We start from the raw sequence: 19,158 nt of genomic DNA, 5'->3' as shown, positions 1-19,158 counted from the left end.
GGTGTGTCCTATGCCCGCGGCGGGTAGTCCGTGCCGTTCAGCGCGCGGTAGATGAACCGGGTGGTCACCTCGACGGCCTCTTCCTCGGACGTGTCGGACCACAGCTGCGCGGGGGCGTCCAGCATGGCGCTCACCAGCGTCAGGGTGGTCTCCACGGAGGCCGGCAGGTTCTGTACGTGTGCCAGGTGGTCGGCGAGGTCGTCGAGCTGTCCGCGGCGGAACCGGTCGAGGGTGCGGGCGAAGTCCTCGCTGACGAGGGCCGCCTGGCGCAGCGCGAGCATGGTCGCCGCGTGCTCCCGATGCAGGCGCCGGTAGCCGGCCACGTGGTAGCGGATCGCGTCCGGGTCGGTGAAGTCCGACTTGTGTCCGGCGGCGTCGGCGTAGGTGTCGCCGAGCGCGGCCAGCTCGTCCAGCAGCGCTTTGAGCAGGTCTTCCTTGCTCGTGAAGTGGCGGTAGAAGGAGCCGGCCGCCCGGCCGGCCTCCGTCGTGATGTCGGTGATCTTGGTGTTCAGGTAGCCGCGGGCGGCGAACAGGCGCTTGGCCGCCTCGATCAGCGCCGCCCTGGTCTCGACCGCCTGCTCCGCGCGCTTCACGTGTCCTCCAGCTCTCTTGACAGCGCACGCTAGCAGCCCACAAGATGAATCTAAATTCACTGAATGGAGATTCATCATGCGGATTCTCGTGGTGGGCGGCGGACCGACCGGCCTGACGCTGGGCATCGAGCTGGCCCGGCGCGGCGTCGAAGTGCGGGTCGTCGACAAGGCGACCGCGTTCTTCGACGGCTCCCGGGGCGACGGCCTCCAGCCGCGCACGCTGGAGGTCTTCGACGACCTCGGCGTGCTCGCCGCCGTACGGGCCGCGGGGGCGCCGCAGGTGCCGCTCCGCGTGCACCTCGACGGCCGTTTCGTGGGCGAGCGCCGGATGACCGAGCCGCGCGAGCCGACCCCGGGCGTGCCGTATCCGAACGCGTGGGTGCTCGGCCAGTCGCAGACCGAGGAGATCCTGCGGGCCCGGCTGCTGGAGTTCGGCGTACGCGTCGAGCAGGCGACCGAACTGGTCGGGCTGGAGCAGGACACGGACGGGGTGACCGCGCGGTTCGCCACCGGTGAGACGGACCGGTACGACTACCTCGTCGGCGCCGACGGCGGCGCCAGCGTGGTCCGCAAGGCGATCGGGGTGGCCTTCCCCGGCACCACCGACGAGTCCTTCCGCGTGCTGGTCGGCGACGTGTCCGCGCCCGGCCTCGACCCCACGCTCGGCCACTGGTTCGCCGCGGCGGACGACCCGGTACGGGGCACCGCGCTGACCCCGCTGCCCGGCACCGGCCGGTTCCAGTTCATCTCGCGCCTCGACGAGGGCGACGACGCCTCCCTGGAGACGATGCAGGCCGCCCTCGACCGGTTCTCGTCCGGTGTGCGCCTGACCGGACACGGCTGGTCGACGGTGTGGCGGCCGAACGTACGGCTGGCCGAGCGGTACCGGGTGGGGCGCGTCTTCCTGGCCGGCGACGCCGCGCACGTCCACCCGCCGACCGGCGGCCAGGGCCTCAACACGGGCGTGCAGGACGCCTACAACCTGGGCTGGAAGCTGGCCGCCGAGACCGCGCTCGACACCTACGAGACCGAGCGGCGGGCGGTCGCGGCCCGCGTCCTCGGCGTCAGCACCGAGCTGCTGGACAAGTACGCCAAGGGAGCGGCGGACGCGCACAAGCGCGGCGAGGAGGGCTTCGGCCTCGACATCACCTACCGCGCCCCGGACGCCACCGGCCCCCTCGTCACCGGCGACCGCGCCCCGGACGCCCCGCTGCGGGACGCGGACGGCAGGCGCGTCCGCCTCTTCGACCTCTTCCGCGGCCCGCACTTCACCCGGCTGGTCTTCGGCGCGCCCGCCCCGGACGAGGACCACGCCTACGCCGTGCTGCGCCCCGGCCGACAGCCCGGCGCCGGACGGTATGTGACCGACGCCGAGGGCCACGCCTTCGCCGCCTACGCTGCCGCGCCGGGCGACACCGTACTGATACGCCCCGACGGCTACCTGGCCTGAGCGGCCGGCGGCCCCGCCACCCGCCCTACAGCCATCCGTTGCGCTTGAAGCCGCGGTGGATGAGGAAGCAGAGCGTGAGCGTGACGGCCATGACCAGCGGATAGCCGAACGTCCAGTGCTTCTCCGGCATGTGCTCGAAGTTCATGCCGTAGACGCCGCACACCATGGTCGGCACGGCGAGGATCGCCACCCAGGCGCTGATCCGCCGCATGTCCTCGTTCTGCGCCACGGTCACCTGTGCGAGGTGCGCCTGGAGTATGGAGTTGAGCAGTTCGTCGAAGGCGGTGATCTGCTCGGTCACCCGCTCCAGGTGGTCCGACACGTCCCGGAAGTACGTGGTGATGTGCGGGTCCACCAGCGCCATCGGCTGGGTGGCCAGGGCGTGCAGGGGGCGGGCCAGCGGTGCCACCGCCCGCTTCAGCTCCAGGAGTTCCCGCTTGAGCTGGTAGATCCGGCCCGCGTCGGTGCCGGAGCCCTTGGCGCCGCGGCGGCGCTCCCCGCCGGGGACGCGGCGCGGGCTCTGGGCGAAGACCCCGCTCTCGACGTCGTCGATGTCGTCCTGCACGGCCGCCGCGACGTCCAGATAGTCGTCCACGACCAGGTCCGCGATGGCGTGCAGCACGGCGGACGGGCCGATGGCCAGCTGCTCCGGCTCCGCCTCCAGCTGCTCGCGCAGCGGGCCGAGCGAGCCATGGCCGCCGTGCCGCACGGTGATGACGAAGTCGGCGCCGGTGAAGACCATGATCTCGCCGGTGTTCACCACCTCGCTGGTCTCGGTGAGCCGGTCGTGGTCCACATAACAGACCGTCTTGAACACCGTGAACAGCGAGCCGTCGTAGCGCTCCAGCTTCGGCCGCTGGTGCGCGTGCACCGCGTCCTCGACGGCCAGCGGATGCAGCCCGAACAGCTCGACGACGCCGGCGAACTCCTTCTCCGACGGCTCGTGCAGCCCGATCCAGACGAAGCCGCTGCCCGATTCGCGGACCCGGCGGACGGCGTCCTCGGCGGGGTGGTCGCCGGGCTGGCGCACGCCGTTCTCGTAGACCGCGCAGTTGACCACGGCGGTGCCCAGCGGCGACCGCGCCGGGTGGCTGAGGTCGACACCACGGCGCCGCTGCTGGGGCAGGCGGACCGCTTTACGGAGGTTGCTGATCACCGACACGGCACCAGTATGGCCCGGCCGCGCCACGGGGCGGGAGGCGTCGCGGCGGCTCCGCGCACCTCCCGCCCGAGCGGATTCTCCCGCTCCGTCGCGTACCTACCGGCTTCAGCGGCCCGCGACATGACGCGGACGCGCGGCACCCAGGCCCGCCGCCACCTGCGGGACGAGCAGGGCCAGCAGCACGGCCACCGGCACCACCCAGCCGCCCGAGACGTCGTGCACGGCGCCCAGCACCGCGGGCCCGGTGGCCGCCAGGATGTACCCGAAGCACTGCGCCATGCTGGACAGCTGCGCGGTGTGCCGGATGTCCGGCGCGCGCTGCACGATGAACAGCAGGGCCAGGCTGATGGCCGCGCCCTGGCCGAGGCCCAGCAGCGTCATCCACACGTACGCGCCGCCGGCCGGCGCGGCCAGCATCCCCGCGAACCCGGCCGCGCAGAGCACCGCCCCGAGTGCGGCCAGCGCGCCCGCCGACAGCCGCCGCCCGACGATCACCGGCGCCAGGAAGGAGCCCGCGATGCCCAGCAGCGAGGAGAACGACAGCATCCAGCCCGCGTCGCCCGCGCTCATCCCGGCGTCGGTGAGCATGGTCGGCAGCCAGGCGGCCGCCGCGTAGTAGCTGAGCGACTGCAGGCCCATGTACGCGGTGACCTGCCAGGCCAGCGGGGAGCGCCACAGACCGCGTACGGGGTGGGCCGCTTCCCGGGCGGTGGCCGCCGAGGTGCGCGTACGGCTGCGGGTCTGCGGCAGCCACACCACCAGCGCGATGACCGCCAGCGAGCCCCAGCACGCCAGCGTGGCCTGCCAGCTCAGCCCGGCGGCGCGCTGCACCGGCACGGTGACCCCGGCCGCCAGGGCCGCGCCGCCGAACAGCGACATCGAGTACAGCCCGGTCATCAGCCCGGACCTGGCCGCGAAGTCCCGCTTGATCAGGCCGGGCAGCAGCACGTTGGCCACGGCTATGCCCGCGCCGATGACGACCGTCCCGGCGAACAGCGCGACCACCGAGTCCAGCAGCCGCAGCGCCGTACCCGCGCAGATCAGCACCATGGTGCCGAGCAGCGAGCGCTCCATGCCGAAGCGCCGGCCGAGCCGCGGCGCGACCGGCGCGAGCAGGCCGAAGCAGAGCAGCGGCAGCGCGGTCAGCAGGCTGGTGGCCGCGGCCGACATGCCGCTCTCGTCGCGGATGGTGCCCGCCAGCGGGGACACGGCGACGAGCGCGGGGCGCAGGTTGAGCGCGAGCAGGATGACGCCCGCGGCCAGGTAGAGGGCGCGGCGCCCGGTGGCGCCCGAAGGCGGGGTGCGCGGGGCGGTGTCCCCGGCGGGTGCGTCCGGCCGGGTGGCGCCGCCGGTGCCGGGGGCGCTCAGGGTGGCGGCCCGTCCGTCGTCTTGCATGGTGCTCTTCTCCTGGGCTTGCTCAGTGTGCCGGCGCGTCCGCCGCCGGGGCGCCGTCGTCGTCCGGCCGCGGCGCGCGCAGCGCGTCCATGGCCTCGGTCAGGTGGGCCAGCGCGGCCTGTTCGGCGGCGTCCGGGTCCCGGGCCTCGATGGCGTCGACGATGGCGGTGTGCGCGTCGAACTGATGGCGTACGGAATCGGGCAGCGGCCTGCGGATGACGGCCTGGAGGGTGGCCCGCAGCGCGTCGCTGAAGTGCTCGTACAGGTCCGCGAGGACGCTGTTGTGCGCTGCCGCGGCGACGGTCCGGTGGAAGCGCATGTCCGCGTCGATGAACGCGGTGACATCGCTGTCCCCCCAGGCGCGGTCCCGCTCGGCGAGCGCGGACCGCAGTGCCGCCAGGTCCTCGTCGGTGCGGCGCAGCGCCGCGTAGCGGGCCGCGTCGCGTTCCAGGGAGGCGCGGACCTCGTACGCCTCCAGGTCGGCGGCCCGGCGAAGCCGGCGCTGCACCGCCGCGCCGAGGTCGCTGTTGGCCCGTACGTACGTCCCGTCGCCCTGGCGCGGCTCCAGCATCCCGGTGTGCACGAGGGCCCGGACCGCCTCGCGGACGGTGTTGCGGCCCACGTCCAGCGTCTCGACGAGGACGGGTTCGGCGGGGATCTTCCCGCCGACCTCCCACTCGCCGTCGGTGATCAGCCGTTCCATCTGCTCGATGACCAGGTCCACCAGGCTGGTGCGGGCGGTGCTGCGCAGCGGCATGGACGCCGTCCTCCCTCTCGATTCCACCGGTGATGGGAACATCCCATGTTTGGCGGTGTCAAACGCCCGGGGTTAATCTGAGGGCGCCGGTGATCCGCGGATCACCGCCCGGCGGTGGGGCCCGCCGGACCCCAACCGCGGCCGTCCGAGGCCGCCAACGGTCCCTGCTTGCAGAGCGGAACGCAGCACGCACGCACCGCGCGAGTAGGAGACGTATGAGCACCGGAGCCCCCCGCCCGCTCACGGCCGCCACACCCGGCCCCGCCGCCCCGCACACCACCGGGCCCCCGGCGAAAATCCCGGCCGGCCCGCGGCCGCCGGCACCCTGGCAGGGCCAGTGGCCCGTCGTCGGCGCGGTGTCGATCGGCGGCGGCATCGGCGCCGCCGCCCGCTACGGCGCCGGTCTCCTGTGGCCCACCGCCCCCGGAACCTTCCCCGCCACCACCCTCCTGGTCAACGTCGTCGGCTGCGCGCTGATGGGCGCCCTGATGGCGCTGATCACCGAGCGGGGATCGCCGCACCGGCTGCTGCGCCCGTTCCTCGGCACCGGAATCCTCGGCGGCTTCACCACCTTCTCCACGTACGCGGTGGACATCGAGCACCTGACGGCCACCGGGCAGCCGGCCCTCGCCGTGGCCTGCCTGGCGGCCACCCTGCTCGGCGCGCTGACGGCGGCCTGGGCCGCGCTGGCCGGCACCCGGTACGTACTGACCCGGCGCGGACGAGGGCGGCGATCCGCATGACCCGGCTCACCGGACCGGCGCTGCGCCTGACGATCGTCGTCGGCGAGTGCGACACCTGGCACCACAGGCCGCTGTACGCGGAGATCGTGCACCGCGCCCGCGCCGCAGGCCTCGCGGGCGCGAGCGTCTTCCGCGGCATCGAGGGCTTCGGTGCCTCCTCCCTCGTCCACACCCAGCGGCTGCTGTCGCTGAGCGAGGACCTGCCCGTCGCGGTGGTCGTCGTGGACACCGAGGAGCGGGTACGGGACTTCCTGCCGCAGCTGGACGAGCTGGTCACGGGAGGCCTGGTGACCCTCGACCCCTGCGAGGCCGTCCGCTACGAGGGCCGGACGGACGGGGACACCGCCGCGCGGCCGGACGAGGACGGCGGCGGCGCCGGGACGGACGGGGGCAGCACCCGGTGAACTGGCTGTTCGTGGTGGCCGGCGCGATGGTCGGTGCGCCGCTGCGTTTCCTGACCGACCGTTTCGTGCAGTCCCGGCACGACACCGTCTTCCCCTGGGGCACGTTCGTGGTGAACGTCGCGGGCTCGCTGGTGCTGGGCCTGGTCACCGGCGCGGTGGCGGCGGGCGCGGCCTCCTCGCACCTCTACCTCCTGCTCGGTACGGGCCTGTGCGGGGCGCTGACGACGTACTCGACCTTCTCGTACGAGACGCTGCGGCTGGCCGCCGACGGGGCGCGCCGGCACGCCGTGGCCAACGTGGTGGCGAGCGTCGCCGCGGGCCTCGGCGCGGTGTTCGCCGGTGTGGTTCTCGCACGGACGCTGTGGCCCTGAGCGGTACGGGCGTGACCGGACGAGCCGGGTGGGCTCGCACGTACGACGCAACACCCGTACGGGTGAACGATTGGGGCCGACTTTCGAACGGAACCTTTCTTCACCGCCGCTCGGCTTACACCCGGAATACGCTGGTGGCGCGGTGCCCCGGACCCCGGTTCGCACGAAGACCAGTCAGTGCGTGCATGTTTGATTGCAGGGGCGGGATCGCTATGGACTTCCACCGTCGGATCGGCGCGAGCAGGATCAAAGTAGTGCGGCCCGAAGGGGAGTTGGACCTCATGACGGCGCCGCGCTTTCGCAATCTGCTGCGCCAGGGCCACAGCCGCGCCACCGGATCGCCCCGGGTGATCGTCGACCTCAAAGCGGTGACCTTCATGGACTGTTCCGGGCTGCGAGAGCTGTGCGACGCCGAGCGCTGGGCCGCCGAGCAGGGCGGCTGGCTGCGGGTCGTGCACGCCCAGCGCGGCATCGCCACGCTGCTGAGGGCGACACGGCTGACCGACCGGTTCCCCCGCTACGCGAGCGTACGGGACGCGCGCTGCGACCAGATGGCGAACTGCTCGCCGTGAGGCGGGCGGTGTCGGCGGTCTCCCGCTGGAGCTTTGCCGGAGGCATAGTAGCCGTGCGGCTGCGATCCGAGCGACGATGGACACGGGCCACGACCGGCCGACGGCGGAGAGGGATGATTTCCATGGCCCGGGACGAAAGCCCGGCACAGACCTGGGCGGACCTGCCGGAGGGACTGGTCGGCGACTTCGACACCGCGGAGCTGCTGTGCGGCATGACCGTGTACTGTGCCGACCTGCTCGGCGCCGACGCCGCCGCCGTGCTCCTGGCCGACGCGCACGACGAACTGCACGTGGTCGCGGCGGCCGGCGACACCGCCCGCCTGCCGGACCCGGCCGGCCCGCAGGACGGCCGCAGCCCGTGCGCCGACTGCTACCGCAGCGGCGCGGCCCTGACCGACATCGCCCTGTCCGACCCGCACACCGCCGCGCGCTGGCCGCGGTTCACCGCCCTCGCCCGGGGACGCGGCTACGTGACCGCGCACGCCGTACCGATGAGCCTGCGCTCCCGCACCGTCGGCGTCCTCGCTCTCTTCTCCACCACCTCCGCACCGCTCGGCGAGCGGGACACCGCGTTCGTCCGCTCGCTGGCCGACCTGCTGGCCGTTGCCGTCATACAGCAGCGGAGCCTGGAACGCAGCCACGTCGAGCGCGCCCAGCTCCAGCACGCGCTCAGCTCGCGCGTCGTCATCGAGCAGGCCAAGGGGATGCTCGCCGAACGCTGGGCCACGAGCGTGGACGAGGCGTTCGAGATCTTCCGGTCCTATGCGCGCTCCCACCGCCGCCGGCTGCCCGACCTGGCCCGCGAGGTCGTCGAAGGCACGCTCGACAGCGGCCTTGTCAAGGAGTACTTCCTCAACCGAAGGTGATTCCCTGGACCCTGTGGAGGACCGCATGGCAGAAGTCTTCTTACGGCGCCTGACCAGGTGGCAGGCCGAGGCACAACGCGAGGCCGTCGCCGACCTGTACGTCGAGGCGTACCGTGGCCCCTCGGGCGAGGAGTTCCGCGGACGGGGGGCCTTTCTGCGGCGGTTCGCCGAGCACATCCAGCGCCCCGGATTCGAGATGGTGATCGCCAGCGACCCGTCGCTGGTCGGCTGCGCCTACGGCTTTCCCGCCGAGCGCGACGGCCGGTGGTGGCAGGGCTTCAACGGGCAGGTGCCCCGTGAGCTGGAGGAACTGACCGCGTCCGGCCGGGTGTTCGTCGTCGCCGAGCTGATGGTGCTGCCCGCGCACCGGCGCGGCCACGTCGCCACCCGGCTCCAGGAGACGCTGCTGCTGCGCAGCAACGCCACGATGGTGGTCACCCTGGTCGAGACGGCGAACGGCGCGGCCCGCTCCGCGGTGCGGGCCTGGGGCTGGCAGCCGACGGGACGGCTGCGCCGGTCCGACGACGGAGAACCGGAACTGGAGGCGTGGAGCAGGGCGCTGGCGCACTGACGCACGGCGCAACGGTACGAAGGGCGCCGGGCGCGCGGCGCGGAACGCGTACGCGCGCGGCAGGGCTCCGAAGAGCCCGCCGCGCGCGTAGGCGCTGTCGGACCGCGGCGCTCGCGCACCGTAGTTTCCCGGGTCCGTGGCGTTGTCACGCCTTACCGGACCTGCCGGGGGACGGACCCGTCAGGGGCGTACGCCCTTGAGGCCGTTGGCCCAGAGCTGGTCCACCTTGGACCGCTCGGTCTGGTCCGGCTGGGAGTTGGTGCAGGACGGGCCGGGGCCGCCGCCGGACATCAGCTCGCTGCACGGACCCTCGTAGTGGTCCGGCAGGCCCAGCACGTGGCCGGTCTCGTGCGTGGTCACCCGGGTCGAGTCGTACTCCTGGTTCTGCTTGTAGTCCAGGAAGACGAAGCCCTTGCCGTGGCCGTCGGTGCTGGCGTACGAGCCGCGCGCGTCGTTGCCCTCGCGGTACTGGAAGTCGCCGCCGCTGCCTTCCTGGAGCTTGACGTTCTGCACCGCGCCGTTCCAGATGCTTGCGCTCGCGGCTATCTGGCTCTTGAACGTCGGGGCCGCGCTCGCGTCATAGGTGACGGTGACGGCCTTCAGGCCCGGGTGGGCCTTCTGCTTGGCCTTGACCGACTTCATGACGGCCTCGAAGAACGCCTTGGTGTCGGCCTTCTCGGCGGCCGAACCGACGTACGCGGCGGCCGTGACCCGGTGGGTTCGGGGGGCGTCGGAGACGGAGGCCGCCGTAGCGGGGGAGGTGGCGGCCAGTGTGGCGACGAGGCCCAGGCCGAGAGCTGCCGACAGCGCCATCTTGGGAGATCTCATGGTGGGGGGACTCCTTATCGTCCGAGGAGCCGTACGGCCGCAGTGTGGGGCGGCGGCCGGGGCCCTGCGGATGAACTCTTGGTGCCGGAGAGTCTGTTCGAGATCATCCGGGGCGCGGAGATGCCAGGTGGCGATAGCACCAGGTGATACCCCCGCGACGAAAATGCCCCAAGCGTGCCCGAGGAGTCTGGTGTGACGTGCGCAAACGTCGTTATGCTCCGGTCGTGGAGCTCGAAGTGAGGCACCTTCGTGCGCTGTGTGCGATCGCCGACGCCGGCAGCGTACGCAAGGCGGCCCGGCAGCTGGGCATGACCCAGCCTTCCCTGACGACCCAGCTCCGCCGCATCGAGAACGCCCTGGGCGGCCAGTTGTTCTTCCGCGAGCGGACCGGCAGCAGCCCGACGCCGCTGGGGCACTCGGTGCTGAGCCGGGCCCGCCCGATAGTGGCCGACATGCGGGCACTGGTCGACGAGATCGCCGCCGCCTCCCTGCGGTCCGGCGGCTCGCGGCTGAGCCTCGGCAGCACCAGCAGCCGGGCCGTGGCGGGCTGGCTGCGGCGGCTGCGGGCCCGGCTGCCCGACACCGACACCACCATCCGCATCGACGTGTCCGCCAACGCGCTGCTCCAGATGGTCGCGATGGGCCAGCTCGACGTCGCCTTCGTCCACGAGGTGGAGGGCGCGCCGCTACGCCGGCCCGACGGGCTCGTGGAGCGCGAACTGATCGCCCGCGAGCCGCAGTTCGTCGCGCTGCCCGCCGACCACCCGGCGGCCCGCCACCCGGTCGTCGAGCTCGCCGAGCTGGCCGGGGACCAGTGGATGGTCGACCCGTCGGTGGACGGCGAGTGGACCGGGCTGCGCCGGGTCTTCGCGGCGGCGGGCCTGGACCCCCGGGTGGTGCACGGGGACTATCTCACCGCGGCCGACCTGGTCGCGGCGGGCGAGGTGGTCACCCCCTGCCAGCCGACCTCCCGGCCCCGGTACGGCATGGCCGTCCGCCCGCTGCGCGGCGACCCGCTGGCCGTCCGCCTCTTCATGGCCCACCGCCCCGGCGCGGCCCCGGCCGCGCCCGCCGACGCCCTGTTCGCCGACCTGACCGCCTCGTACATGGAAGTGGCCTGGGAGAGCACGGCCTACCGCGAGTGGCTCGTACGGCATGACGGGCCGTTGCCGATCGGGTCGTGAGGGGCGGGGGCGGGCCGGGGCCGGCGGTCAGTCCGTCCGGCTGGGCATGCACACCCTCCCTGAATACGGTCGATTCGGTTCATTGGTGAACTCGATGGGTGTCCATATGGACCCGTTGCGGAATTCTGCGGGGTCGTGCTGAGGTACCTTGCGTACTTCGGCGTGCGGTGGCGCTGGGTCGACGACAGGAACGGTCGCCGGAAGTTCGTTACTGAACAAGTTTGTTCGGCCTTCTACTGTCTGGTGACGCGTTTGCTTACGTGAGGCGTCACTCAACAGTCAGGCACGATCATTGTCAAATTCTGTCCACCGAGCAAGACTTCGCAAAGTCTATTCGCGTAGATCGATGCACCCTACCTCGAACATTCGCCTCTCCAGGCGACGGAATTCGAACATGTCGAGGCGTTCGAACGCGTCCAGCGCGACCCGCCACAACGCTCGCGCCTTTTCCCGGTCCCCGGACGCGACATGGAGTTCGGCGAGCGCGTCGCAGGAGCGGGCCTCCTCCTCCGGGGAGCCGATCCGGCAGGCGACACTCAGTGCCATCTCCAGGTGCACGGCGGCCTGTTCCAGCAGTCCGAGCCGGTGGCCCGTGGTGCCCAGGCCGCGCAGCGCCTGCGCCTCCTCCAGGCCCGCGCCGATGGCACGGGACCGTTCCAGCGCGCTTTCGTAACGCTGCGCGGCCGCCGTGAATTCTCCGGATTCGCGTAGCGCATTTGCGGTGTTGATGAAGGTGATGGTCTCGTTCCGGCGGTCGCCCAGCTGCTGGAAGGAACGCAGTGCCTCGGCGTAGAGCGCGAGTGCCTCGTCGAGTTCCTCCGGCATGCGGAAGGTGGAGGCGAGATTGATCCGCGCGATCGCCTGTTCGGACCGGCTGCCCGATTCCAGGGAGATCGCGAGTGCCTGTTTGAAGGACGCCCGTGCCGCTTCCTGTTCGCCTGTGTGTAATTGGGATTCCGCGAGATTGTTCAGCGACTGGGTTTCACCGCGTTTGTCGCCGATCTCGCGGAACATGGCCAGTGCCTGTCGGAAATGGTGCGCCGCGGCGGCGTGGTCGCCCAGGTGCAAATGGGCGATCCCGAGGTTGTTGGTGCTGCGCGCCTGATGCCAGCCGTCCCCGGATTTCCTCCGCAGGTCGAGCGCCGCGCGCTGCATGGTGAGCATCGAGCGGTATTCGCCCCGGTGCCAGTGCAGTACGCCCAGCTGATGCAGCGCCTCCGCCTCGGCCTCCGTGTCGGCCACCGCGCGCGCCAGCTCCAGCGCCCGGCGGCCGGCCGCCTCGGCCTGCGCGTAGCGGGCGGCGTGCGCGTGCGTGGTGCTCAGGTCCGTCTGCGCGCGGGCCTCCGCGCGCCGGTCCCGGCACTGCTGCCAGTACAGCGCCGCGTGCCGGTGGATGTGTTCGGCCTCGGCCCAGTGGCCCTCGGTGTCCAGGAAGCCGGCGAGGACGTGCCCGAACCAGGCCGCGCGGCACGGCGCCCCGTGCGTACGGGCGTGCTGCTCGGCGGCGAACAGCGCCTGGTGCTCCGCCGCCAGCCAGTCCCTGGCCTCCTGGGGGCCGCTCCACCGCGGCAGCAGCTCGGGGTCGGCCGGGTACGGGATGTCCAGGCGCGGGCGCCGCGGGTTGACCAGCCGGTCCGCCCGGTCCGCCGCGCAGAGGTAGAACGCGGACAGCCGGTGCAGCGCCGCCTCGCGCACCTCCGGCGGGTCCCCGGCGGCCAGCGTGAGCGCGTACTCGGCGATCAGGTCGTGGTACTGGTAGCGGTCCGCCTCCGGCTCCTGGACGAGGTGCGCGTCCAGCAGCGTCTCGACGATCCGCTCCGCCGCAGCCAGGGGCAGTCCGGTCAGCGCGGCGGCGGCGTGCGGCCCGAACTGCGGGCCGGGGTGCAGGGCGAGCAGCCGGAAGACCGTGCGCTGCTCGTCGTCGAGGGTGTGGTACGACATCTCGAAGACGCGCGCGATGTCCCGGTAGACGTCGCGGATCTCGCCGAGCCGGCCGTGGCCGCGGGACAGCCGCCGGATGAGGTGGGCGGTGGTCCAGGAGGGGCGGGAGACCAGCCGCCCCGCCGCCAGTTCGACGGCCAGCGGCAGGCGCCCGCAGAGCCGTACGACGGCGGACACCTCGCCGGGATCTCCGGCGCGCTCCGGCCCGACCAGCCGGACGAAGAGCGCGGCGGCGTCCTCGAACGGCAGCACGTCCAGGAAGACCGGCCGCACCCCGGGCACACCGGCCATCCGGCGGCGGCTCGTGACGACCGTCAGCGAGGGGGAGCCGACCGGGAGCAGCGGCCGGACCTGCTCCGGGCCGGCCGCGTCGTCCAGGACGAGCACGGTGCGCCGGCCGCTCAGCAGGGAGCGCCACAGGGACGTCAGCTCGTCCAGCCCGCGCGGGATGCCCTCGGCCGGGATGCCGAGGACGCGCAGCAGCGCGGACAGGGCCGCCTGCGGGGTCAGCGGCGGGCGGCCGGGCGCGTGGGCGCACAGGTCGAGGTAGATCCGGCCGTCCGGGTAGCGCTCCTTGAGCCGGTGGGCCAGGTGCACGGCCAGCAGCGACTTGCCGACGCCGCCCATGCCGGAGATCGCCTGGAGGGCGATGACCGCGCCGTCCCGTACGGGGGCGGTCAGAACGCGCAGTTCTGCCTCGCGGCCGACCAGTTCACCGTGGCTGGGCAGGTTGTCGGGCACCGGCGCGGCCACCGCGCCCGGTGCGGCGGCCGTGGAGCCCGGTGGCTCGCGGCGGGTGAGCAGCCGGCCGGCCGGGGCGCCGTCGAGGATGTGCCGGTGGACGCGGGTCAGCGCCTCGCCGGGGTCGGTGCCCAGTTCCTCGCCGAGCCTGCGGCGGATCGTCTCGTATGCGCGAAGGGCGTCGGCCTGCCGCCCGCAGCCGTAGTTCGCGATCATCAGCTGGGCCACCAGGTCCTCGTCCGTGGGGTGCTGCTCCCACAGTGCGGTCAGTTCGGCGGTCAGTTCGGCGAACCGGCCCCGGTGCAGTTCGATGGAGATCCGGCGCAGCGTGGCGGCCAGGCGGTGCTCGGTCAGCCGGGCCCGTACGCCCTCGGCCCAGACCCCGTACAGCCCGCAGAGCGGTTCGCCACGCCACAGCGTCTCCGCCTCTCCGAACACGGCGAGCGCGCCGGAGTCGTCGCCCGCGTCCACCAGCGCGCGGGCGCGGGCGAGCAGGTCACGGAAGCGGTGGCAGTCGACCCGGCCGGGCTCGACGTCGAGGGTGTAGGCGTGGGCCTGCTGGGTGAGCGCGGCGCTCTGGCCGCCCGCGCGCAGCCGGCCGCGGAGCCGCGCGGCGTACGAGTGCAGTCCGGCGCGGGCCTTCGCGGGCGGGTGGTCGTCCCACAGGCGCGCGATGAGCGTGTCGAGCGGCACCGGCCGGCCCGCGTCCCACGCCAGCGCGGCGAGCAGGGACCGTTCCTTGAGCGAGCCCAGCGGATCGGGGCGGCCGTTCAGCCGGATGTCCACGGGGCCCAGAACCCGGATGTCGACGTGCACGAGCGAACCTTCTCTCCGGTACGCCCCGCTGCCTTGCGATAAAGAATGACACGCCGTCACCTGCGCTCACCAGAGACCGTTCCTTGATCCTGCGCGGTGGCCGGAATATGCCGGTGAAGTGGGCCACGGGCCTGATTTTCCGACGACGCGGGTAGTCCTCCCCCACCGGTCGTTCACCGGTTCCCGGGGACGAGGGTTCGGGAATTCGCGGGGGAGGCGGCGGGAATGGTGCCGATGACGGTCGAGGAACTGGCCGCGGTCCTGGCCGGGGCGGCGCGCCGGCCCGCGGAATGGCGGGCGGTGGCCGCCGGACTCCGCGCGGCCCTCCCCGCCACGGAAAACGCCCTCGCGGACCTCCCGGCGGCCACCGGAACGGCACCGGATGACCCGGCCCGCATTCACCGGCTGGCCATCCGGATCACCGACCTCGCCCGGGAATATCCGGCGCTCGCCGAATATCTGGCGGCATTACGGGACCGCGTCGCCGACCCCGCGGAAGCGGCACCGGATGCCAGTCACCGGGCCAATGTCATCCAGGGTTCCTCCGCCATCACCGGCCTCGTGGTCCAGGCGGGCGCGATCCACGGCGACGTCCACCTCCGGCCCGCCGCCGCACCGCGCCCCGTACCCCGCCAGCTCCTCGGCACCCCGCCCCACTTCACCGACCGCACCGCCGACCTCCAGGCCCTCGACGCCCTGCGGGCCGGCCACCTCCCCGCCGGTCCGCTGCTCATCGCCGTCACCGGCCCGGCCGGAGTGGGCAAGACCACCCTGGTCTCGCGCTGGCTGTGGGGTCTGGGCGAGCACTACCCGGACGGCCAGCTGTACGCGGACCTCGGCGGCCACGCGCCCGGCGGCCCGGTGCGGCCGGGCGAGATCCTCGGGCAGTTCCTCCGCGCTCTCGGGGTCGCGCAGGTTCCGGCGGAGACCGCGGAACAGGCGGCGCTGTGGCGGACGCTGACCGCCGGGCTGCGCATCGCGGTCATGCTCGACAACGCGGTCAGCGCCGCCCAGGTCCGTACGCTGCTGCCCGCCGCGACCGGCAGCCTGGTGGTGGCGGCGGGCCGCAGCCGGCTGACCGGTCTGGGCGTGGACGGCGCGGTCTTCCACCAGCTCGGCACCCTCGACCCGGGCGCGGCCGTCGAACTGCTCGGCCGCCGGGTCGGCGGCGACCGCGTCGACCGGGAGCCGGCGGCCGCCCGCGCACTGGTGGCCCTGTGCGCCGGGCTGCCGCTCGCCGTGTGCGTGGCGGCGGCCCGGATGGCCGCCCGCCCCCGGCAGACCGTCGCCGCCCTCGCCGACGCGATGACGCAGGAGACCGGGCCGCTGGAGGCGCTGCACCTCGGCGGCGAGCGCGCCGTGCGGTCGGCGCTGGACGAGTCCTACCGCTGTCTGCCGCCCGCCACCGCCCGCGCCTACCACCTGCTCGCGCTGCCCCCGCTGACCGTCCTGACCGGCCCGCTCGCGGCGGCGGCCTGCGCGGTCCCGCCGTCCCGGGCCGAACTCCTCCTCGACGAACTGGCCGAGGCGCACCTGCTGGAGGAGCTGAGCCCCGACCCCGTCACCGACGCGGACCGCTTCCGCTTCCACGACCTCGTACGGCTGCACGCCGCGCAGTGCGCGGAACGGGAGGAGACCGTCGCCGTACGGGAACGGGCCGTGCGGCGGGCCCTGGAGTGGTATCTGGCCACCGCCACGGCCGCCCGCGCCCTCCTGTCGCCCACCCACCGCGCACTCCGCCGCGACTACGAATACCCCGGGCGGCCCCTCGCCTTCGAGGACGCCGACGCCGCGCTGCGCTGGCTCGACACCTGGCACCGGCAGCTCATGGACGCCGTACGCACCGCCGCCGACCGCTCCTGGCACGCCCTCGCCTGGCAGCTCGTCGACTCCCTCCAGCCGTTCTTCCTGCGGCTGCGCCCGTACGACCTGTGGATCGAGGCCCACCGGACCGGCCTCGACGCCGCCCGGCGCGCGGGGCAACCGGAGGGCGTGAGCCGGATGCTCACCACCGGGGGCAGCGGCCTCTACAACGCCGGACAGCTGGACGAGGCGATCGTGTGGTTCACCGAGGCCCTGGAGGACGCGCGGGGCGCGGGGGACCGGCGGGCCGAGGCCCAGGCACTGCACGGTCTGGGCCAGACCCACCGGCTGGCCGGCCGGCTGCAGCGGGCCGAGTCGCTGTTCGCCGAGGCCCTGGAGCTACGGGAAGCCATCGGCCACGACCGCGGCGCGGCCCTCTCCCGGCTGTGCCTGGGCGATGTCGCCCTCGCCACCGGCCGCCCGCAGCAGGCGCGCAGCCTGCTCACCCGGGCACGCGCCGACCTGCTGGACGTCCCCGACCCGTACGACGCGGCGCGGGCCCTGGCCCACCTCGGCCGGGCCCACGCGCACGAGGCCATAGGCGATCACCCCACCGCCGAACGCCTGCTGCGGCAGGCGCTGGAGGAGTTCGGCGCCACCGGCTCGCTCCACTGGCAGGCCCGGGTCGTGGAGATGCTGGGCCAGACCGCCGAGGACCGGGGAGACGCCGCGGCGGCCCGCGACCGCTACGACGCCTCCCTGGCCCGCTACCTCCCGCTCAGCCCGAGCGACGCCCGGCGCCTGGAGGAACGTATCCGGAACCTGGCGTCACCGGACGACAACCCCTGACCGGGCCCGTGCCGCGCTCCGAGGAACCGCACCGACCGCAGCGCCTCCACCGGCAGCCCCTCCGCCAGCCAGCCGTGCAGCAGCGACGCGAGCAGCCGCAGCTCCCGCCGGCCGGCCGGCTCGGAGCCGGTCGCGGTCACGGCCAGCCGGGTGCCGTCGCGGACCACCGCCTCCGCCGTACGGGCCGATCGGCGCCGGACGACGACGAGGGCGCCGGGGTGGCGCCGCAGCGTCAGCACGGCCGGCTCCGGACCGCTGCCGTGCAACGCGTCCGCGCACGAACGCCGTTGCTCGTCCGGGCAGCGGTCCAGGTCGACGGCGAGCAGCTCTCCGCAGCCGTCGTACCCGGCGTATGCGTCGTCTCCGTCGTACGCCGGGCCGGGCGGTGTACCGGGCGCGGCCGCGTCACCGATCACCACCACGTACGTACGCTGCGGTGTTCCCACCAGAGCCACCGCCACCGGGCGCCCCACCAGAACCAGCTCCACCAGCACCGACGCCACCTCCGGATGGGCCACCTCCGGATGCGCCGCTCCCGGATGCGCCACTTCCGAGCCCGTCACCACGCCCGGAATCACCGCGACGGCGGTCCGCGCGACCCCCGGCCGCCCATCCGCGCTCACGCGGACACCTCCGCGTCCCCGGAGCCGAAGCGCCCCTGAGCTGCCGCCGGGTCCAGCGGCGCCGGCATCGGCAGCGGCGGCGTCGACGCCGGGCAGGCCGGCTGGCCGAGGCCGAGCACGCGGTACATCAGACGGCGGAAGTTACGGTGGCAGCGGCCGGGCTCGGAGGTGATGCGCGCCGCGATCCGCGCGTAGTCCTCGGGCCGGTACTCCTCGGCCGCGTACCGCAGCTGGGCCTCCAGCGGATGGGCCGGGGACAGCGCCGGAGCGGTCAGCGCCAGCTCCACCCCGGGCGAGGCCGGATTGGCGTCCCGGTGCGGAAAGCGGTTCAGCAGGATGGGCGCGCCGGTCATCGCCCCGTACAGCGTCACCGACCCGTAGTCACCGACGATCCAGTCGGCGGCGATCAGCGGCGGCCGCCAGTCGGCCTCCGGCGGCAGCACGTGCAGACCCGCCCGCCGGCACCCGGCCAGCCAGGCGCGCAGCTGCCAGTGCCCGTAGCGCGACCAGACGTTGGGGTGCACCAGCAGCGCCGTACGGTAGGTGTCGCGCGGCAGTTCGGCCAGCCGGGGCAGCAGCGCGTCCAGCCGGTTGAAGGCCGAGCGCTGACCCCAGGTGGAGGTCACCAGCACCAGCTTCCGGCCGCGCCGCAGGCCCAGCGCCGCCCGGTAGCGGCGGCGCAGCGGCAGGCTCGCGCGGATGCGGTCGTGGCACGGGTCGCCCACCACCTCGGCGGCCGGCAGCGCCTCCGGGCACCAGCGCGCCAGCTCCGTCAGGTCGTCGCGGTGGGCCAGTGCCACCGCCCTGGGCACCACCTCGCCGCCCCACATCAGATAGCGGCGCCCCGTGAGGCCGCCGGGGCCGCGCCCCTCCCCGGGCCGTACCCCGTCGGCCACCCGGGCCAGGGACAGGTGCCCGGCGCCGTGCGAGATCCGGATCAGTGGCGCCCGTACCTGCTCCATGCCCTGCGACCCGGCGGCCAGTGCCAGGTCGTAGTCGGTGCGGACGGCCGTCTCCCAGGGGACGACGGCGGCGCCCAGGGCGCGCAGCAGGCGTTCCGCGCCCTCGTTGAAGGCGTGCGGCGGGATGGTGAAGGCCACCTCGACCCGCAGTTCGGACTCCAGCAGCGGCAGCAGGTCCAGCAGCCGCCTGCCGTACACCTCGGTGTGCACGATCGCCAGCACCCGCTTGGTGTCGGTGACCGTCGGCCACTGGCCCGGGTCGCGGCGCACGGCGTGCTGCCGTGCCGGGCCGGTGCGCGCCGGGTGGCGCCGGTGCGCGGTGTCGCGGTCCGGAACGCGTGGCGCCCGGCCGGTCGTTGCCGTGAGGTCCGTGACGGACATCTCAACTCCCCCATGTTCGCGTCGAATCCTCGGTCGGATTCCGTACGCGAAGGAGCTGCCCGGCCGCCGCGGCGGACTCCTTGCGGCGGCCTTGACGAACCCTTGCAGAGCAGGTCAGGGAAACCCGCAACACCTGCGGTGCGCTC

Annotated in this window: 17 protein-coding genes; 9 read left to right on the top strand and 8 right to left on the bottom strand. The window is 73.6% G+C overall.

Translation table 11 applies throughout. The features are described 5' to 3' along the window. Positions 1 to 8 precede the first annotated feature (8 nt). Positions 9 to 593: a TetR/AcrR family transcriptional regulator gene (locus tag ACFV57_RS06400; RefSeq protein WP_385226315.1), complete on the bottom strand. Its 585-nt coding sequence runs from the start codon at positions 591 to 593 to the stop codon at positions 9 to 11. A 76-nt stretch (positions 594 to 669) separates the two neighbouring features. Between ACFV57_RS06400 and ACFV57_RS06395 the strand changes: the two genes are divergently transcribed. Continuing rightward, on the top strand, positions 670 to 2,043 hold the full coding sequence (locus ACFV57_RS06395; RefSeq protein ID WP_385226313.1) for an FAD-dependent monooxygenase: 1,374 nt from the start codon (positions 670 to 672) through the stop codon (positions 2,041 to 2,043). A gap of 25 nt (positions 2,044 to 2,068) precedes the next feature. On the opposite strand, the gene ACFV57_RS06390 is transcribed toward ACFV57_RS06395, so the two are convergent. The 3 genes from ACFV57_RS06390 to ACFV57_RS06380 form a co-directional block, all read right to left on the bottom strand. Then, entirely contained in the window at positions 2,069 to 3,199 is a 1,131-nt protein-coding gene (locus ACFV57_RS06390; RefSeq protein WP_385226503.1) for a magnesium and cobalt transport protein CorA, read from the bottom strand. 111 nt (positions 3,200 to 3,310) lie between these two features. Further along, positions 3,311 to 4,600 carry a CynX/NimT family MFS transporter gene (locus tag ACFV57_RS06385; protein WP_385226311.1) on the bottom strand — a complete coding sequence of 430 codons (1,290 nt, stop codon included), beginning with the start codon at positions 4,598 to 4,600 and terminating at the stop codon, positions 3,311 to 3,313. A gap of 22 nt (positions 4,601 to 4,622) precedes the next feature. Continuing rightward, a complete protein-coding gene (locus ACFV57_RS06380; protein WP_385226309.1) occupies positions 4,623 to 5,357 on the bottom strand; it encodes a FadR/GntR family transcriptional regulator in 735 nt (244 codons plus the stop codon). 215 nt (positions 5,358 to 5,572) lie between these two features. Between ACFV57_RS06380 and ACFV57_RS06375 the strand changes: the two genes are divergently transcribed. The 6 genes from ACFV57_RS06375 (at position 5,573) to ACFV57_RS06350 (ending at position 8,884) form a co-directional block, all read left to right on the top strand. After that, positions 5,573 to 6,100, top strand: a complete 528-nt coding sequence (locus ACFV57_RS06375; RefSeq protein ID WP_385226307.1) for a fluoride efflux transporter FluC — start codon at positions 5,573 to 5,575, stop codon at positions 6,098 to 6,100. Beyond that, positions 6,097 to 6,504: a DUF190 domain-containing protein gene (locus tag ACFV57_RS06370; RefSeq protein ID WP_385226305.1), complete on the top strand. Its 408-nt coding sequence runs from the start codon at positions 6,097 to 6,099 to the stop codon at positions 6,502 to 6,504. Before ACFV57_RS06375 ends, ACFV57_RS06370 begins: the two co-directional genes overlap by 4 nt. Beyond that, a complete protein-coding gene (gene crcB / locus ACFV57_RS06365) occupies positions 6,501 to 6,875 on the top strand; it encodes a fluoride efflux transporter CrcB (RefSeq protein ID WP_385226303.1) in 375 nt (124 codons plus the stop codon). Before ACFV57_RS06370 ends, crcB begins: the two co-directional genes overlap by 4 nt. Before the next feature lie 212 nt (positions 6,876 to 7,087). Next, positions 7,088 to 7,447 carry an STAS domain-containing protein gene (locus ACFV57_RS06360; protein WP_385226301.1) on the top strand — a complete coding sequence of 120 codons (360 nt, stop codon included), beginning with the start codon at positions 7,088 to 7,090 and terminating at the stop codon, positions 7,445 to 7,447. A 122-nt stretch (positions 7,448 to 7,569) separates the two neighbouring features. After that, complete coding sequence (locus ACFV57_RS06355; RefSeq protein ID WP_385226299.1) at positions 7,570 to 8,313, top strand: ANTAR domain-containing protein; 744 nt, start codon at positions 7,570 to 7,572, stop codon at positions 8,311 to 8,313. Between the two features lie 25 nt (positions 8,314 to 8,338). Beyond that, positions 8,339 to 8,884 carry a hypothetical protein gene (locus tag ACFV57_RS06350; protein ID WP_385226297.1) on the top strand — a complete coding sequence of 182 codons (546 nt, stop codon included), beginning with the start codon at positions 8,339 to 8,341 and terminating at the stop codon, positions 8,882 to 8,884. Positions 8,885 to 9,064: 180 nt separating this feature from the next. On the opposite strand, the gene snpA is transcribed toward ACFV57_RS06350, so the two are convergent. Further along, positions 9,065 to 9,712: a snapalysin gene (gene snpA, locus ACFV57_RS06345; protein ID WP_385226295.1), complete on the bottom strand. Its 648-nt coding sequence runs from the start codon at positions 9,710 to 9,712 to the stop codon at positions 9,065 to 9,067. 224 nt (positions 9,713 to 9,936) lie between these two features. Between snpA and ACFV57_RS06340 the strand changes: the two genes are divergently transcribed. Further along, the gene (locus ACFV57_RS06340; RefSeq protein ID WP_385226293.1) at positions 9,937 to 10,896 is read left to right on the top strand and encodes a LysR family transcriptional regulator; all 960 of its coding nucleotides are present in this window, start codon (positions 9,937 to 9,939) and stop codon (positions 10,894 to 10,896) included. A gap of 330 nt (positions 10,897 to 11,226) precedes the next feature. On the opposite strand, the gene ACFV57_RS06335 is transcribed toward ACFV57_RS06340, so the two are convergent. After that, positions 11,227 to 14,394, bottom strand: a complete 3,168-nt coding sequence (locus ACFV57_RS06335; RefSeq protein WP_385226291.1) for a BTAD domain-containing putative transcriptional regulator — start codon at positions 14,392 to 14,394, stop codon at positions 11,227 to 11,229. 225 nt (positions 14,395 to 14,619) lie between these two features. Between ACFV57_RS06335 and ACFV57_RS06330 the strand changes: the two genes are divergently transcribed. Then, complete coding sequence (locus ACFV57_RS06330) at positions 14,620 to 17,046, top strand: ATP-binding protein (protein WP_385226289.1); 2,427 nt, start codon at positions 14,620 to 14,622, stop codon at positions 17,044 to 17,046. Here ACFV57_RS06330 and ACFV57_RS06325 read toward each other — a convergent pair. Both ACFV57_RS06325 and ACFV57_RS06320 read right to left on the bottom strand, forming a co-directional pair. Continuing rightward, positions 16,965 to 17,669, bottom strand: a complete 705-nt coding sequence (locus tag ACFV57_RS06325) for a hypothetical protein (RefSeq protein ID WP_385226287.1) — start codon at positions 17,667 to 17,669, stop codon at positions 16,965 to 16,967. The two genes, ACFV57_RS06330 and ACFV57_RS06325, sit on opposite strands and share 82 nt — an antisense overlap. Then, positions 17,666 to 19,012 (bottom strand): hypothetical protein, encoded by a 1,347-nt coding sequence (locus tag ACFV57_RS06320; protein ID WP_385226285.1) that lies wholly within the window; start codon positions 19,010 to 19,012, stop codon positions 17,666 to 17,668. Before ACFV57_RS06320 ends, ACFV57_RS06325 begins: the two co-directional genes overlap by 4 nt. Positions 19,013 to 19,158: the final 146 nt, after the last annotated feature.

Source organism: Streptomyces sp. NPDC059788, assembly GCF_042732265.1.
Lineage (GTDB): Bacteria > Actinomycetota > Actinomycetes > Streptomycetales > Streptomycetaceae > Streptomyces.
The sequence above is the reverse complement of the archived record's forward strand: the minus strand, read 5'-3'. Positions and strand labels throughout refer to the sequence as shown.